Raw genomic sequence first — 16,543 nt, 5'->3', positions numbered from 1 at the left:
TTCATACTGGTGGAGCCAGATGTTGTAACCAAAAACAGGGGATCAAATCATGCTTTCATTTATTACCGGAAAAATGAGTGTAAAAATTTCTTTGATCATCAGTGCGATTATTATCATTGTGTTTTCGGCGGGCACCTATTTTTTGGTAAGCCAGCAAACCAGCAGGCTTGAGGATGAGCTTTTATACCGTGCCAAAATTCAGTCTGTTCTGGGTGCGGAAACAATCGGCACAATCATAGAGGAAGCAATCGATAATGGCGTTTTTTCCGTTAACAAGGCATTTGACTCGGATTACGAAATATTAGGCAATTTTGATCCGCCTAAATATCATACTTCCTATGATTCATACCTGGACCGGGCCATTCTTTCCATACAGGACAAGTTCCTTAAGGATGACAATCTGATTTACGCGGTTGCAGCGGATCGCAATGGATATGTTCCAACCCACAATTCCAGTTATCAGCAGCCCATCACCGGTGATCCGGAAAAGGATCGGGTCCGGAACCGAACCAAGAGGATATTCAACGACCCGGTTGGAATTAAGGCTGCTGAAAATAAAGAAGAGGGATTTCAGCAGATATATCATCGTGACACCGGGGAAGTCGCATGGGATGTTTCGTCCCCCATCACTGTCAAGGGAAAGCATTGGGGCGGGTTTCGTGTCGGGGTTGAACTCAGTTCAATCAGTGCCGCGCAAAAGCAGCTGGTGAAAACAATGGGCTTGATCATGATCCTTATTCTTGTTGTATCCTTATTGTTTACATTTCTTTATGTTACCAAAGCCATGGCACCATTGCGAAAAATGACGGTTGTGGCCAGAAACATAGCCAAAGGAAACGAATTGGAGAGTGAAATCCCGGTCACCCGAAAAGATGAAATCGGGGGGCTCCAGGATGCCCTGAACCGCCTGAGGTTGAGTATATTAATAGCGCTGAAACGGAAAAAGGGAAAATAAGATCAGAGCAGAACCGGTTTTTTGCCGGGGGTTGGTGTTGCCTTCCTGTTTTGACTTGACACAAGTTTTTTGGGGGGGTATAAAAACAAATTACGCTATTTTATTTTCAAACAAATCGCAACCAAAGAACAAAAGCCAACGTATAAAAAAGATACAAGGAGATTGGAGCATTGGCAAATCACAAATCCGCGCTGAAGCGAATCAAGCAGAACACCATGCGCCGCATGCGCAATCGAATGGTCAAAACCCAAGTCAAGACCTCGGTCAAAAACGTGCTCACAGCGGCAAAGGGTCAGGGAGATGTCAGCGCAGAGCTTCAAAAAGCCCAGTCTGTCATTGACAAGGCGGCCCGCAAAGGCGTGATTCACAAAAAAACCGCCGCCCGCAGAATTTCCAGGTTAAACCGGCGGGCAAACCGCTCTGTATAAGGGTTTTAACGCCCCTTTTTAAAAATCATCGGTCATCCGATAATAAATCCGCTGTGCCAGCCGGCCGGAGAGCTTGGCCACAGCGGATTTTTTGTTTTGCTCAGTGCCCATGTTGTCGCCGGCCACCGCGTATTCCTCCGAGGTTGAGATGCCGCTTGCAGACCACAGGGTCTCACCGCTTGTGCTGACAAGCCTGACATCCACCACCACAGTCACCCGCTCTTCTGAAGTTTCATGAGCTGCACTGTGGGAGATGCTGCTGCTGCGCGCAGAGCGGATCACCCCGGTAAGCACCGCGTCTGCCCGGTTTTTGTCGCTTATTTTGGCCTTGTCCGTGCGCGTGATCTCGTAGAGGATGTCATTGGTGATCACAGCTTCGATGCCGATTTCACCGGTGCGATTGGTAAATGTTTCCACTGCGATCCTCCGGACATCTCCGGGGAGGCTGCCGCCGCCGGCCAGTCGGTACCCGCAGCCGGCCGTAAGCATCGCCATGGCGGCGAAAACCGTGAATACAGAAAACAGCCGCCATTTGCGTTTGTGGGGTTGCTTTTGGGTATTATACAACGATATTCACCAGCTTGTGTTTGACCGTGATCACCTTTTTCACCGGCTTGTCGGCGATAAAGCGCACCACGTTTTCATCCTCCAGGGCCCGGGCCTTTAAGGCCTCGTCATCTGCCTCCGCATCGATTTCAAATTTGCCCCTGAGCTTGCCGTTTACCTGCACAACGATCAGGCGGGTGTCTGCGGATAGCGCATCTGTCCGCCAGGCGGGCCAGGATTGATTTGCCAGGCTGCCGGGTTCATGTCCAATGGCAGCCCAGAGTTCCTCGGTAAAATGGGGAACCACCGGTGCAAGCAGCAGCAGGGCGGTTTCCATGGCTCCGCGCATTACGGATGTAGCTGTATCATCTGCGGTTTCCGGAGAGATGTCCCGGGTTTCAGCCTGATACATGGCATTGACCAGTTCCATGACTGCACTGATGGCCGTGTTAAAATGGAACCGGGCTTCGATGTCGTCTGTGACCTTTTTGATGGTCTGATGGGTTTTGATGTAAAGGGGCCGGATCTTTTCATTCAGGTCATCGGGTGCATTGGTGAAAGCCCGGGTTTGTCTGAATCGGACCATCCATGCGGAAGCCAGCCGCCAGATGCGGTTTAAAAAACGGAAACCGCCTTCAACCCCTTGTTCACTCCATTCCAGATCCCGCTCCGGCGGGGCGGCAAACAGACAGAACAACCGGACCGTGTCGGCACCGTAGCGGGCCACCAGTTCATTGGGGTCAATGATGTTTTTCTTGGACTTTGACATTTTTTCCACCCGCCCCACTTCCACGGGTTGGCCGCATTTTTTGCAGAAAACCGATTCGCCGTGCGCCCCGGCTTCCTCGGGATATAAAAAACCATGTTCCGGGCAGTGCTGGGTTTCCTTGCACACCATTCCCTGGGTGAGCAGCCGCGTGAAGGGTTCCTTGAAATCCACCAGGCCCATGTCCTTTAATACCCGGGTAAAATACCGGGAGTAAAGCAGGTGCATGACCGCATGCTCCACGCCGCCGATGTACTGGTCCACGGGCATCCAGTACGCAACTTCCTTTTTGTCAAACATGGCCGTATCGCAGTGCGGGCTGCAGTAGCGCTCAAAATACCACGATGATTCCACAAATGTATCCATGGTATCGGTTTCCCGCCTGGCCGCGGCCCCGCATTTCGGACAGGTGACGTTGACAAAGGCCTCATGAGAGGCAAGCGGTGAGCCCCCGCCGTCGAGCAGATCAACGTTTTCCGGCAGCACTACCGGAAGATCCGCGTCTTTTACCGGCACGATGCCGCATGTGTTACAATGGATCATGGGCACCGGCGCCCCCCAGTATCGCTGACGGGAAATGCCCCAGTCCCGGATGCGGTAGGTGATGCTGCGCTTGCCCAGGCCATGTTTTTCAAAATAGGCAATCAGGTCTTCATAGGCTTTACGGTTGTGCATGCCGTCAAAGGGGCCGGAATTGACCATGACCCCGTCGCCGGTATAGGCCTGCGTTGCTGCGGTTTCTTCAACGGAGAGGTCCTCCGGTTTGATCACAACGATGATGTCAATGCCATATTTTTTGGCAAATTCGTAATCCCGCTGGTCATGGGCGGGCACGGACATGACCGCGCCGGTGCCGTATTCCATCAGGGCGAAATTGGCAGTATAAACCGGGATTTGCGTGCCGGTGACCGGGTTGGTGCACCATGCGCCCAGAAACACGCCTTCTTTTTCCTTTGTTTCCAGCATCCGGTCGGTGCGGCTTTCCGCCGCCATACGGTCGACAAACGCGTCCACTGCCTCCTGCTGCCCGGTGCCACGGGAAAGGGTTCGGACCAGCGGGTGTTCCGGGGCCAGCACCATGTAGGTGGCCCCGTAGATGGTATCGGGCCGGGTGGTAAAAACGTCTATGACCTCATCTGTGCCGCTGACAGGAAAGCGGATTTCCGCGCCCGTGCTTTTGCCGATCCAGTTTTTCTGCATGGTCAGCACTTTTTCCGGCCACCCGGGCAGTTTTTCGCAGTACTCCAGCAGATCATCGGCATAGTCGGTGATCTTGAAAAACCATCCCCAGAGTTTCTTCTGTTTGACGGGCCGTCCGCATCGCCAGCACTCGCCGTTTTCCACCTGTTCATTGGCCAGCACGGTGCTGCAGGTCTCGCACCAGTTGACAAGCGATTCTTTGCGGTACACCATGCCTTTTTCATACATACGGATAAACAGCCACTGCTCCCATTTGTAATATTTCGGATCGCAGGTGGCCAGTTCCCTTTCCCAGTCGTAGCTTAAGCCCAGGCGTTTTAATTGTTTTCGCATGGCTGCGATATTGTCCCAGGTCCATTGGGCCGGGTGGGTTTTATTGGCAATGGCCGCGTTTTCCGCGGGCATCCCGAATGCATCCCATCCCATGGGATGCAGTACATTATAGCCGCACATCCGCTTGTACCGCGCCACCACGTCGCCGATGGTATAGTTGCGAACGTGTCCGATATGAATGCGTCCCGAGGGATAGGGAAACATTTCCAGCAGATAATATTTTTCCCGGGAGGCGTCGGCATCCGCGCAAAAGGCCCGGGTCTTTTCCCAGACCTGCTGCCATTTGGGTTCAATGGTTTGCGGGTCGTATCGTTGATCCATTTTCGCTTGCTGCCCTTTTTTTTGTGATTGTTGATAATTCCCACTTTCATGCCACAGGATAAATGAAATATCAAGCCTGAGGCATCAAAATGCCAGAAATCGTTTGACTTGTCTGCGCCAATTTCCTATTTATCTCCTGAATCGGCCATTGTGGACAAGTTGCCGACGAAAAACCGGAAATCTGGAACAATTTAAAAACATTCACATGCACCTCACATCACCATCGGCCTGATGCAGACGCATTGGATGCAAAAAATCAAAGAAGTATTCTGGAAAAAGCCGCATATGACAAGCAAGATTCTCATCAATGCCGTGGACCCGGAGGAATGCCGCATCGCCACGGTTACGGACAATCGGCTGGAAGAGTTTCACATTGAAACCAGCGCCCGGGAAATTACCCAGGGAAATATTTACAAGGCGGTGGTCTCAAGGGTGGAGCCGAGCCTGCAGGCGGTCTTTGTGGATTACGGGGCGGAAAAAAACGGTTTTCTGCAAAAGCAGGAAATTCATCCGGATTATTTCCACGACGATCCCTCCGGCAATCAGTCCCTGAAAAACGTCGTCAAGCGTGGCCAGGAACTCATCGTTCAGGTGACCAATGATCCCATCATGGAAAAAGGGGCCATGCTCACCACCTATATATCCCTTCCGGGCCGAAACACCGTGCTGATGCCCGGCACAAAAAACCGCGGGGTCTCGCGCAAGATTACCGATGAGAAGGAGCGCAAGCGGTTAAAGGAAATCACCCAGAACCTGGATTTGCCGGAGGATTACGGCCTTATTGTGCGCACGGCCGGCCAGGGCAGCAACAAGACCATTATTTCCAAGGATGTGCGCTATCTCATGCGGCTGTGGAAAAACATTCAGCAAAAGGCCGTTGAGGAAAAGGCCCCGATGCTTCTCTACAAGGAGCAGACCGTTGCCGTCCGGGCCATCCGGGATTCGTTTACCACCGATGTCAAGGAAATCCTCATTGATGATGACACGGTTTATCAGCAGGTTCGGGAGTTTATCCAGATTGTCTCGCCCCAGCACAAGAAAATCGTCAAGCGTTATTCGGCTGACAAGCCCATATTTACAAAGCACCAGCTCGAAGAGCAGATCGCTTCGATTTTCGATAACCGGGTCAAGCTCAAATCCGGCGGCTCCATTGTGATTGAACAGACCGAGGCCCTGGTTTCCATTGATGTCAACTCCGGCAAGGCCACCCAGAAGGCCTCAATTGAGGCCACGGCCCTGCAGACCAACCTGGAGGCCGCCGAGGAGGTGGCCCGTCAGTTGCGCCTGCGGGACTTCGGGGGCTTGATTGTCATCGATTTTATTGATATGCGGGACCGCAAGCACAAAGCCCGGGTGGAGCAGACTCTGAAAAACGAACTCAAGCCGGACAAGGCGCGCACCAAGGTGGGCCGGATATCGGCATTCGGCCTTCTGGAAATGTCGCGCCAGCGTATCCGCCCGTCGATCCGGTCGCTGAATTTTGAAACCTGCCGGTATTGCCAGGGCAAGGGCGTGATACAGTCGGTGGAATCCCTGGCACTGGGATTTTTACGGCGCCTGCGCCTGGAAACAATTAAAAGCGGGGTTACCACGGTCAAGGGATATCTGCCTTCAGAGGTGGCCACTTATCTGCTCAACCGAAAAAAGCGGGAAATCCTGGATCTGGAGATGCGCCGGAAAATCACCGTCTCCATTGAGACCGACAACAACATGCTGCCCGGCGATAGCAGGATTGAGTGCGAATAAATCCAGTCCATCATTGATTGAAAAAAAGCCATACCATAGATAGAAAACATTTGAAAAAGGAGGTTTAACGTTGATTGAACTAGCTTATGCCATGGGCCAGACAGGCGAGGGTGCTGCCCAGGGAGGTGGGTTGGCTGCATTTTTGCCTATCATCCTGATGTTTGTGATTTTTTATTTCCTGCTTATCCGGCCCCAGCAGAAAAAGGCCAAGGCCCACCAGGAAATGATCAACAACCTGAAAAAGGGAGACCGGGTCATTACCAGCGGCGGCATCCACGGCACCATCACTTCCCTGGACGAGTCAACGGCAACCGTTGAAATTTCCGAAAAGGTTCGCGTCAAGGTGACCCGGGGCAGTATTGCTGCTTTGAGCCAGTCCGCCCAGTCCGAATAATCCGGGACAGAAAAATAAAAGGGATGGACGCAGAAACGAAAGGGTATTGGTATTGAAAGGCTATACGTGGCGCGTGTTGGTGGTGCTCGGCGTTCTTCTGGCTGCAGTGGTGTATGTGGTGCCCACATTTAAGCCCGGTGTCTGGCCCGACAAGCAGATTAACCTGGGACTGGACCTGCAGGGCGGCATGCACCTGGCCCTGGAAGTGGAAACCCAGAAGGCCGTGGACGGCACCCTGGACCGGATTCAGGGAGAGTTGCGCTCCCTGTTGCGCGAGGAGCGCATCCGGCACAGCCGTATGGAGGCTTCCGGGGACAACGGGCTTGTCATCGGGCTCATGGATGCCGATGATGTGGAAAAAGTCGAGGAACTCATTGAAAATGAATTCGAAGAGGTCGCTGTTCGTTCCACTTCCCGCACCCAAAACGATGTGAACGTGGAAATCGCCATCATCGGTGAGCGGGCCAGGGAGATCCGGGACCAAGCCGTTGAGCAGGCCCTTGAGACCATACGCAACCGCATCGATCAGTTCGGCGTCAGCGAACCCGATATCCGGGTGCAGGGTGAACGCCGGATTTTAATCCAGCTGCCCGGGGTCACGGATACGGACAGGGCAAAGGAGCTGATCGGCAGGACAGCCCAACTGGAATTCAAGCTCCTTGACGAGGACAACTCCCTGCAGCGGGCCCTGGAGGGGCAGGTGCCGCCGGGCAGTGAAATTCTTTACCAGAGCGGCGATACGGCCCAGGAAGGCCGCCGGCCCTACCTGGTGAAAAAAGACACCCTGCTGACCGGGGCATACCTGGAGGATGCCCGGGTAAAGATTGATTCCCAGTATAACGAGCCTTACGTGACAATTGATTTTGACCGCAGGGGGGCGCGGATTTTTGAGCGGATCACGGCTGAAAATGTCAAAAAGCAGCTGGCCATTGTCCTGGACAACAATGTGTATTCCGCCCCGGTGATCCAGGAGAAAATCGGCGGCGGAACCGCCCGGATCACAGGCAATTTCTCCATGCAGGAAGCCCATGATCTGGCCATTGTCCTGCGCGCCGGTGCCCTTCCCGCACCCGTGGAAATCATCGAGGAGCGCACCGTGGGCCCGTCTTTGGGCCATGATTCCATCCGCATGGGCCTGATTTCAATGGCTGTTGGCGGTGTTCTGGTGCTGCTTTTCATGGCGGTTTATTACCAGTTGGCCGGCCTGATCGCCAACACGGCCCTGGTGGTCAATATCCTGCTCATTGCAGCCGGGCTTGCGGCCTTTGGCGCCACATTGACCCTGCCGGGAATTGCCGGCATTATCCTGACCATCGGCATGGCCGTGGATGCCAACGTGATTATTTTCGAGCGCATCCGGGAGGAACAGCGGCTGGGCAAAACCCCGGCATCAGCTGTGGCAGCCGGTTTTGACCGGGCGGCGGTGGCCGTGCTGGATGCCAATGTCACCACCCTGATTGCAGCCCTGGTGCTCTATCAGTTCGGTACCGGACCGGTCAGGGGCTTTGCCGTGACCCTGAGCCTGGGTGTGCTGGCCAGCCTGTTTACGGCCCTGTTTGCCTGCCGGCTGATATTTGACTATTTCTACAGCGTTCGGCACATGAAAACTCTCAGCATATAAGGATCTTTGTATGGAAATCATTAAACCCGGGATCAATTTCGATTTTATCGGCCGGCGATACCTGGGATACGGTGTATCGGCGCTGCTGCTGGTTGCAAGTCTGCTCACCCTGGTGATCAATGCCGGGCCCAATTTTGGCATTGATTTTGTGGGCGGCACCATTGTTCAGGTGCAGTTTGACCAGAGCGTGGAGGTCGCTGATGTCAAAACCGGGTTGGAGCAAATTGATCTTGGCGGCTCTGCCGTGCAGCGCTTTGGTCCTGCCGAACATAATGAATTTTTGATCCGGACCAATGATCCTTTGTCTACTGGGGACGATTTTTCGGAACATATAAGCAGTGCTCTTTCCGCATCCACCAATGCGAATCCTGAAATCCGCCGGGTGGAAATGGTGGGCCCCCAGGTGGGTGAAACCCTGCGGGAAAAGGCCCTGTTTGCCCTTTTTTATGCGCTGTTGTTTATTACCATTTACATTTCCGGCCGCTTTGAGATGAAGTGGATGCTCAGCGCAGCCACGGCCGGGGCCCTTATCGGGGCGGTGTATGTGTTTTCCCTTTTTAACGTCAGCATTCCGTTTCTGATCCTTGTGGCCCTGATTGTCAGCCTGGTTTTGTTTTACCAGCTTCACCTGCGCTTTGCCATGGGTGCCACCGTGGCCCTGATTCACGACGTGACCATCACTGTGGGGGTTTTTACCCTGCTGGGCAAGGAGTTTTCCCTGCCCATCGTGGCCGCCCTGTTGACGATTATCGGATATTCGCTCAATGACACCATCATTGTGTTTGACCGGATCCGTGAAAATTTCCGGCGCTACAACCGTAGCAGCCTGGAGGACAACATCAACCGCAGCATCAATGAGACCCTGAGCCGGACCATCCTGACTTCCTCCACCACCCTGATGGTTTTGCTCTGCCTGTTTTTTCTGGGCGGAGACATTATCCACGACTTTGCCCTGGCCATGATCATCGGGGTGTTGATCGGCACGTATTCTTCTGTTTTTGTGGCCAGCCCGATGCTGCTGTTTATGCAGGGCGGCGCTGCATCGGCCCAAAGGACGGCGTCATCGGAGGCGGCTTAGCCGCCCGGGCAGCGTCGGAAAAGATATCTGGATACGTATGGAAGGCGGGGGCAATCAGGATCGTGTTTGTGCATGGATCGCGTTGCGGCAGGCGCCGGGCGTCGGACCACTGACCTGTAAACGTCTGGTTGAGCACTTTGGATCCCCGGAAAACGTTTTTTGCGCAGACGAATCCCGGCTGCTGCAGGTAGAGGGAATGGGCGCAAAAAGTGCCCGGGCGGTGCTGCAGGGCGGCAACCGGCAGCAGGCGCAGCAGGAGATTGCCCGCTGCCAAAAGCGCGGATACGAAATTATTGCAGCCGATCACGCTCGGTATCCCTGGCGTCTTGCCCGGATCAGCGATCCGCCGCCCTATTTATACGCATTCGGCCGCCCCCTGGATCCGGAACCCGCTATTGCCGTTGTGGGCACGCGCAATCCAACCCGCTATGGTTTTTCCATGGCCCGCCGGCTGAGCGCTGATCTGGCGGACATGGGGCTGACTATTGTCAGCGGGATGGCCCGGGGCATTGATACGGCCGCCCATCAGGGCGCCCTGGGTGCCGGGGGAAGCACCGTTGCAGTGCTCGGAAGCGGCCTTTCCGTTATTTACCCGCCGGAAAACCGGAAACTCTATTTTGACATTTCCAGGCAAGGCACTATTGTATCTGAACGGCCTGTGGACGATCCGCCAAACAGTTACAACTTCCCGGCCCGCAACCGGATCATTTCCGGCATGTGCCTGGGCACGGTGGTGGTGGAGGCGGCCAAAAAGAGCGGATCGCTGATTACTGCGAGGCTGGCTGCAGAGCAGAACAGGGAAGTGTTTGCAGTACCGGGAAATATCAATTCCTATAAGAGTTCCGGGGCACATAACCTGCTCAAACAGGGAGCTAAGCTCGTGGAGCGGGCCCAGGACGTGATCGAGGAAATCGCCCCGCTGCTGCTGTCGGTCAAAAACAGCGAGGGTGCGAACTTCCGCCATCCGGAGAACCAAATCCAGGCCCCGGACTTGACAGCCGAGCAAGCCCGGGTATACCATGCGCTCGATCCGTATCCGGCCCATATTGATGAACTGGCCAGGGAGCTGTCCATGGATGCCGGCGCATTGCTCTCTGTGCTGTTAAACCTTGAATTAAAGGGCATGGTAACACAGATGCCCGGAAAATATTATTGTATCCGTGGAGTTGAAACGTGAGCAAACCGCTGGTGATTGTTGAATCCCCGACCAAGGTCAAAACCATAAAGAAATATCTTGGTGATCAGTATAACGTGGCCTCCACTGTGGGCCACATCAAGGACCTGCCTGCCAAGGAACTGGGCATTGACGTGGAGCAGGGCTTTAACCCCAAATACGTAACCATACCCGGCAAACAGAAGGTGATCAAGGCCCTGAAAACCGCGGCCGGAGATGCCACCGACATCTATCTGGCCCCTGACCCGGACCGGGAGGGTGAGGCCATTGCCTGGCACGCAGCCGAAGTGCTCAAGAAAAAGGGGCGGCAGTTTCACCGGGTATTGTTCCACGAGCTGACCCAAAACGCGGTAAAACAGGCGCTTTCCAGGCCCGAGGCCTTAAATGAGAACCGCTACAAGGCCCAGCAGACCCGCCGGATTCTGGATCGGCTGGTGGGATATCAGATTTCGCCGATTTTGTGGAAAAAGGTCAAATACGGCTTAAGCGCAGGCCGGGTCCAGTCCGTGGCCGTTCGCATGATATGCGAGCGGGAGCGTGCCATCCAGGCCTTTGAGCCCGAGGAATACTGGTCGATCACCGCCCGCCTGAAAGCCGGCAGTCCTCCGGAGTTTGAAGCCAAACTGGCCAAACACAAGGGCAAAAAGATTTCCATCCCGGATGAAACCACTGCCATGCAGTTCCGGGATGCACTGGCAGATGCAGATTTCGTGGTGGACAAGATCACCAAAAAGACCGTCCGCCGCCGGCCGTATCCGCCGTTTACCACCAGCAAGCTCCAGCAGGAGGCCATCCGAAAGCTGCGCTTCTCGGCCAAAAAAGCCATGACAGTGGCCCAGCAGCTCTATGAGGGCGTGGACCTGGGCGGCGAGACAGTCGGCCTGATCACTTATATGAGAACCGATTCCACCCGGATATCGGCGGAAGCCGCAGGCGAGGCAAGGGATTTGATTTTACAGCGTCACGGCAAGGGTTATGCCCTGTCCAAGCCGCGTTTTTTTGCCAACAAGAACCGCACCCAGGATGCCCATGAGGCCATCCGGCCCACATCCGTGCTCAATACTCCGGAAAAGATCTCAAAGTTTTTGTCCAAGGATCAGCTGGCCCTGTACCAGTTGATCTGGCAGCGGTTTGTGGCCTCCCAGATGGCCGAAGCCTTGATTGATCAGAAAAGCATTGCCATTGCCGCAGCCGGCTACCAGTTCACCGCTTCGGGCTCCACAGTGAAGTTTCCCGGTTTTCTGGCCCTTTACCAGTCCGCAGATGATACCGAGGCCGCCCAAAGCAACAAGGAAAAAGGCCAGCTGCCCGAGATGGCGGAAAAAGAAATCCTGGCCCTGCAGAAGCTTGAGCCCAAACAGCATTTTACCGCACCGCCGCCCCGGTTTTCCGAGGCCACCCTGGTCAAGGAGCTTGAGGAAAACGGCATCGGCCGGCCCAGCACTTATGCCGCAATTTTAAGCACCATTCGGGAAAAGGGATACGTGGAGCTGCTAAAGGGCTATTTTCATCCCACCGAACTGGGCTTTATCATCACGGACCTGCTGGTGGAAAACTTTCCGGATATCCTGAACGTGGACTTCACGGCCAAGCTGGAAAACGACCTGGACAAGGTGGAATCCGACGAGCAGGAAGCCCGGGAGCTTTTGCGGCAGTTCTACGAGCTGTTTGAGCAGCGGTTGCTTTCGGCTGCCGAAAACATGCTCAGCGTTAAGGGCCTGGGGCTGCCCACGGGGTTTAAGTGCCCGGAATGCGGCAAGGAAGCGCGCATCAAGGTGGGCAAAAACGGCCCGTTTCTGGCCTGCGAGGGATATCCGGACTGCACCTGGTCGCGCAATTACACGCGCACGGAAAAAGGCGCCATCGAGGCGGTAGAGCCTGCGGAAATCGAAAGCGACGGCGAGGTTTGTGAAAAGTGCAGCCGGCCCATGGTGGTCAAGCAGGGCCGGTACGGGGAGTTTCTTGCCTGCAGCGGCTATCCGGAATGCAAGCATACCCGGTCGCTCCACTCCGGCGGCCCGGCAACCTCCACCGGCGTGGCATGTCCGGAGGAGGGCTGTACCGGTGAGATCATGGAGCGCAAATCCCGGAGGGGCAAAATATTTTACGGCTGCAGCCGGTATCCGGACTGTACCTTTGCACTGTGGGACAAGCCGGTGGATCGCCAGTGCCCGGAATGCGGTGCGCCTTATCTTGTTGAAAAGGAGACCAAAAAGGAAGGCCTGGTCATCAAGTGCGCGCAAAAAGGCTGCGGTTACAAGGAAAAGGGGTAGGGGAGCGTCAGGGCGGGATTTTTTACGACGCCATGCGGTCTACGTAGGCCAGGTCCCGGTTTTGTGTGTTTTTTGTGCCAACTGCCATGATGTGGATCTGGTTGGCATCTGTCTTGCTGAAATAAAGCCGGCCATTGTAGGAAAAAACCACCTCAAAAACCGTGGCCTTGCCCTTTTTGTTAAACACCTTGCGCTTGACCGTCACCATGGAGGCATCATCATTTAACTGGTGGATGACCTCTTCGGCCTTCAGGGCCATGTCCTCAGTGAGTTCAGTCATGCCGCGCAAAGCGCGGTCATACATTTCCACCTGCTTGTAAAGTGCTTTAAAGCGTTTGCCCAGCCGCTCGGCTTCCTTTTCCTTCTGACGGTCCACGTTTTCCCGGAGTTTTTCCAGTTCTGTGAGCTGCTGCTGTAGCCGCGAGATTTCATCCTGCTGCTGCTGCTGCTCTGAAAGGTTTTGGGAAAGCCGTTTTTCCAGATCCTCGATTTCCTCGAACATGTCTTCTTCATTTTGCTCGGCCTCCCGGCGCTGGGCATCCAGGGATTGTTTCAGTTCCGTGTATTCGTTCATCAGGTTTCGGCGTTCGGAGTCGAGCTTATCCACCTGCCGGGCATACTCGGTTTCCAGGTTGTGCAGGCGTTCGAGTTCATCGGTTTTTTCCCGGTCTTCCCGCCGGATTCTGGCCACGGCCATCCGGTAATTCACGTACAGGCCGCCGCCAAACAGCAGAATATAAATCATGAGCACGGCCCCGGAAAAAATGGAAAGCGGCTCAATGGTGGCTTCCACCTCCAGGGACAGTCCCTTGTCCAGCATTTGAAAATTCTGCTGCGCGATCTTCGTGGAATCTGAGCCCATGGATTCGTCTATTTCATCCTCAAAAACAGGTGGATACAGAATTGTTCCGCGGTTTGTGGCCACCGTGACATCGACCTTGACGCCCATGCGAATCAGGCGGTTGCTGTCAATGTACGATGAAACCGAATCATTGATCGCATCAGACAGATGCAGGGAGCCGGCCAGCACGGCATTCATCTCAGAGAGATAGACATTGCTGACAGCTTTTTCGTAATAGCCGGTAAAATAGCGTTCCAGTGCGGATACCGTGGCCATGTACAAAAGCGGCGGCAGCAGAATGCACAGGATGATAATTTTAAACGGCAGGTGCTTCATTGGACCCCGGTATCCGGTTTTTGTTTTTTCAGATTGGCCAGCAGTCTGCGCGCCTCCTCGGCTTCCTCGAAGTGCTCCTCAAACCTCAGGGCTTTTTCCAGGGTGGATTGCGCCCGTCTAAAGTCGCCCTTTTTGTGATATGTCATGGCCAGGTGATAAAGGATTGTGGGATTGGCCGGCAGCTTTTCCAGGCTTGCGGAAAATTCCCGCACGGCTGCATCATAAAGGCCCATCTTATAGTAAACCCAGCCGAGGGTGTCTGCCACCCTGGGATCATCGGGCATACTTGCCCTGGCCCGTTTGGCCAGGTCCAGGGCATGGCTTAAATCCTCCTGCCTTTCTGCCAGCAGGTAGGCCAGGTTATTGGCAGCCGGAGCAAAATCCGGGTTGATCTCCAGGGCGCGCCTGTAGCCGGCCATGGCTTTTTCATCTTCCTGACGCATATAATGCAGAATGCCAAGCATCATGGGCAGCATTACCTGGTCAGGATTTTCACCGGCGGCTTTTTTGAAATTTGCAATGGCCCGGCTGCCTTCTCCGGCCTGGATGTAGAGTTCAGCCAAAGAATAGTAGGCCGGCAGATGATTGTCATCCTGCAGAATGGCCTGTTTGAACAGGGATTCGGCCCTTGCGGGCCGGTTTTGCAGCAGCATGAGCCGGCCTTTTAAATAAAGGACCGGGGCCAGGCTTTGGGGTTTTCCGGAAAATTTTTCAATGCGGTGATCACAGCGTGCAATGGCCTGGTCCAGTTTGTCCTGGGCAATGAGCATCTCCACAAGATTGACAAATGCCTGCAAGTGTTTCGGGTCCCGGGCCACTGCGGCTTCAAATGCGGAACCGGCTTTTTGATAGTCCTTGTGCAGTCGGTAGATGAGGCCCAGGTTATAATAGCCGGCCGGATTGGCCGGGGCAATGGTAATCATGCGTTTGAACAAAGCCTCTGCGGTTTTGTAATCCTGCTTGCTGGCATGGATGTCGCCGAGCATGGCCAGGGCCTGCAAATTCTGCGGAGATACCGCAAGGGCCTGCTTACAGGCTTCCATGGCCTGGGCCAGGTTGCGTTCCGAGTAGTAGATCCGTGCCATCATCAGCCGGGCGGACGGGTATTCCGGGCTTTTGGGTCCGATTTTGGCCAGGCTTGTCTTGGCGGCGTTTACCTCGTCGGCCTGCAGATGGGCCATGGCCTGGAGATAGTTGACTTTATCGGGTTCGGCAAAATTTTCCCGCAGATCTGCATACAGGGCAATGGCGTCATTGTACTGCCGTTCGGCCATGAGCACGCGGCCCTTGAGCAGGTGGGCTGGCAGATAATCCGGCTTTTTTTCCAGGGCCCTGTTAATATGGTGCCTGGCCTTTTCCAGTTGGTTGCAGCTGATGTAGAAATCCGATAAAGCCAGCATCAGTCCGATGTTTTCCGGCTGCAAAGACAGGGCCTTTTGGTACAGGGCCAATGCCTTTTCCCGGCGGTCCTGCTTTGTATAAAATGAGGCGGCTGCCAGGTAGGAGCGGATATTGGCCGGATTGGCGGCAATGGCCTTTTGAAAGGTTTCTTCGGCATCCTCCCACCTGGACCGGCTGGCAAAGTGATTGGCCAGGATCAGGTACAGCTTGGGTTCATCCGGGCGGACGGCCAGAGCCTCTTTGATAATCTCTTCGGCCTTGTCCATGTTGTTGGACCGGGCGTGGATTTCATAAAGCCCCAGCCGCAGGGGCAGGGATTCCGGATTTTGGTCAATGCCGTTTTTGAGAATTTCAATGGCCCGCAGCGGATCCTGTCGCTGGATGGCGATGCTGGCCAGGGATGTGTAGGCCCGCTCCCTTGAAGGATCAATATCGATGATCTGTTCGTAGATATCCACGGCTTTTCCCAGATCATGTTCCTGGGTATTGATACCGGCCATGAGAAACAGGGCGGACAGATTGTTTTCCTCCTGCTTCAGCACGCGCTGCAGCAATTGCTTGGCCCGGGAAAAATCCTTTTGCAGAAGATAAAGGGTGGCCAGACGGAGCTGGATATCGCTGTTGTCCGGATTCAGTTCTCCGGCCTTTTTAAAAATGGAAAATGCCTTTCCCACATTGCCGAGGCGAAGATAGGTTTCCCCGAGACTGGAATAGGCCGGGGCAAACTCGGGATCAATCTCGATTACCTTTTGAAGGGCATCACGGGCGCAGACATAATCCTGGTTGTCATAACATTTGCGGGCCTGGTCATAATGCGTCTGCTTGCGCCGTTCTTCAGGATCCTGGCATGCGAGGCAAAAACACAAAGCAACCAGGATAACAAACAACAATCGCGTCTTTGACATGATTGGCGTATCCTTTGACAAATCAATGATTCTAAGGAGTTTTATCTTGCTGATCCAAAAGGGAGTGGCAGGATGATTGCGGTGTTTCCGGAGTGCTGCATGCACATGCATGTTTATGCCCTTTCTGCCGTAAACAAACGTGGCATCGGGTGTCGGCGCACATCTGGCAGGAAAAGCAGTCCGGACAGGGATTTTTTTTGGGTGTATCAGGATCCTGGTCCGGAA

12 protein-coding genes are annotated in these 16,543 nt (G+C 54.5%); 8 read left to right on the top strand and 4 right to left on the bottom strand.

The genetic code is table 11. The features are described from left to right. Nucleotides 1–49 precede the first annotated feature (49 nt). Nucleotides 50–955, top strand: a complete 906-nt coding sequence (locus tag R6U41_RS01525) for a HAMP domain-containing protein (RefSeq protein ID WP_410268066.1) — start codon at nucleotides 50–52, stop codon at nucleotides 953–955. Between the two features lie 170 nt (nucleotides 956–1,125). Continuing rightward, the gene (gene rpsT / locus R6U41_RS01520) at nucleotides 1,126–1,383 is read left to right on the top strand and encodes a 30S ribosomal protein S20 (RefSeq protein WP_410268065.1); all 258 of its coding nucleotides are present in this window, start codon (nucleotides 1,126–1,128) and stop codon (nucleotides 1,381–1,383) included. 18 nt (nucleotides 1,384–1,401) lie between these two features. Here rpsT and lptE read toward each other — a convergent pair whose 3' ends face one another. Further along, the gene (lptE, locus tag R6U41_RS01515) at nucleotides 1,402–1,878 is read right to left on the bottom strand and encodes an LPS assembly lipoprotein LptE (RefSeq protein ID WP_410268064.1); all 477 of its coding nucleotides are present in this window, start codon (nucleotides 1,876–1,878) and stop codon (nucleotides 1,402–1,404) included. A 64-nt stretch (nucleotides 1,879–1,942) separates the two neighbouring features. Further along, nucleotides 1,943–4,549, bottom strand: coding sequence for a leucine--tRNA ligase (gene leuS, locus R6U41_RS01510; protein ID WP_410268063.1), 2,607 nt, complete (start codon nucleotides 4,547–4,549; stop codon nucleotides 1,943–1,945). A gap of 285 nt (nucleotides 4,550–4,834) precedes the next feature. Here leuS and R6U41_RS01505 point away from each other — a divergent pair, with 285 nt between their 5' ends. The 6 genes from R6U41_RS01505 (at nucleotide 4,835) to topA (ending at nucleotide 12,835) form a co-directional block, all read left to right on the top strand. After that, entirely contained in the window at nucleotides 4,835–6,295 is a 1,461-nt protein-coding gene (locus R6U41_RS01505; protein WP_410268062.1) for a ribonuclease E/G, read from the top strand. A 70-nt stretch (nucleotides 6,296–6,365) separates the two neighbouring features. Then, nucleotides 6,366–6,689 carry a preprotein translocase subunit YajC gene (gene yajC / locus R6U41_RS01500; RefSeq protein WP_410268061.1) on the top strand — a complete coding sequence of 108 codons (324 nt, stop codon included), beginning with the start codon at nucleotides 6,366–6,368 and terminating at the stop codon, nucleotides 6,687–6,689. Between the two features lie 52 nt (nucleotides 6,690–6,741). Continuing rightward, nucleotides 6,742–8,310 (top strand): protein translocase subunit SecD, encoded by a 1,569-nt coding sequence (gene secD / locus R6U41_RS01495; protein ID WP_410268060.1) that lies wholly within the window; start codon nucleotides 6,742–6,744, stop codon nucleotides 8,308–8,310. Nucleotides 8,311–8,320: 10 nt separating this feature from the next. Further along, on the top strand, nucleotides 8,321–9,388 hold the full coding sequence (gene secF / locus R6U41_RS01490; RefSeq protein ID WP_410268059.1) for a protein translocase subunit SecF: 1,068 nt from the start codon (nucleotides 8,321–8,323) through the stop codon (nucleotides 9,386–9,388). Nucleotides 9,389–9,425: 37 nt separating this feature from the next. Continuing rightward, nucleotides 9,426–10,565, top strand: a complete 1,140-nt coding sequence (dprA, locus tag R6U41_RS01485; RefSeq protein WP_410268058.1) for a DNA-processing protein DprA — start codon at nucleotides 9,426–9,428, stop codon at nucleotides 10,563–10,565. After that, nucleotides 10,562–12,835 (top strand): type I DNA topoisomerase, encoded by a 2,274-nt coding sequence (topA, locus tag R6U41_RS01480; RefSeq protein WP_410268057.1) that lies wholly within the window; start codon nucleotides 10,562–10,564, stop codon nucleotides 12,833–12,835. Before dprA ends, topA begins: the two co-directional genes overlap by 4 nt. Nucleotides 12,836–12,857: 22 nt before the next feature. Here topA and R6U41_RS01475 read toward each other — a convergent pair whose 3' ends face one another. Further along, on the bottom strand, nucleotides 12,858–14,012 hold the full coding sequence (locus R6U41_RS01475) for a hypothetical protein (RefSeq protein ID WP_410268056.1): 1,155 nt from the start codon (nucleotides 14,010–14,012) through the stop codon (nucleotides 12,858–12,860). Then, the gene (locus tag R6U41_RS01470) at nucleotides 14,009–16,318 is read right to left on the bottom strand and encodes a tetratricopeptide repeat protein (RefSeq protein WP_410268055.1); all 2,310 of its coding nucleotides are present in this window, start codon (nucleotides 16,316–16,318) and stop codon (nucleotides 14,009–14,011) included. Before R6U41_RS01470 ends, R6U41_RS01475 begins: the two co-directional genes overlap by 4 nt. Nucleotides 16,319–16,543: the final 225 nt, after the last annotated feature.

Source organism: Desulfosalsimonas sp., from assembly GCF_046483245.1.
Taxonomy (GTDB): Bacteria; Desulfobacterota; Desulfobacteria; order Desulfobacterales; family Desulfosalsimonadaceae; genus Desulfosalsimonas.
Note: the sequence above shows the minus strand (reverse complement) of the source record. Positions and strands in the feature narration are given on the sequence as shown.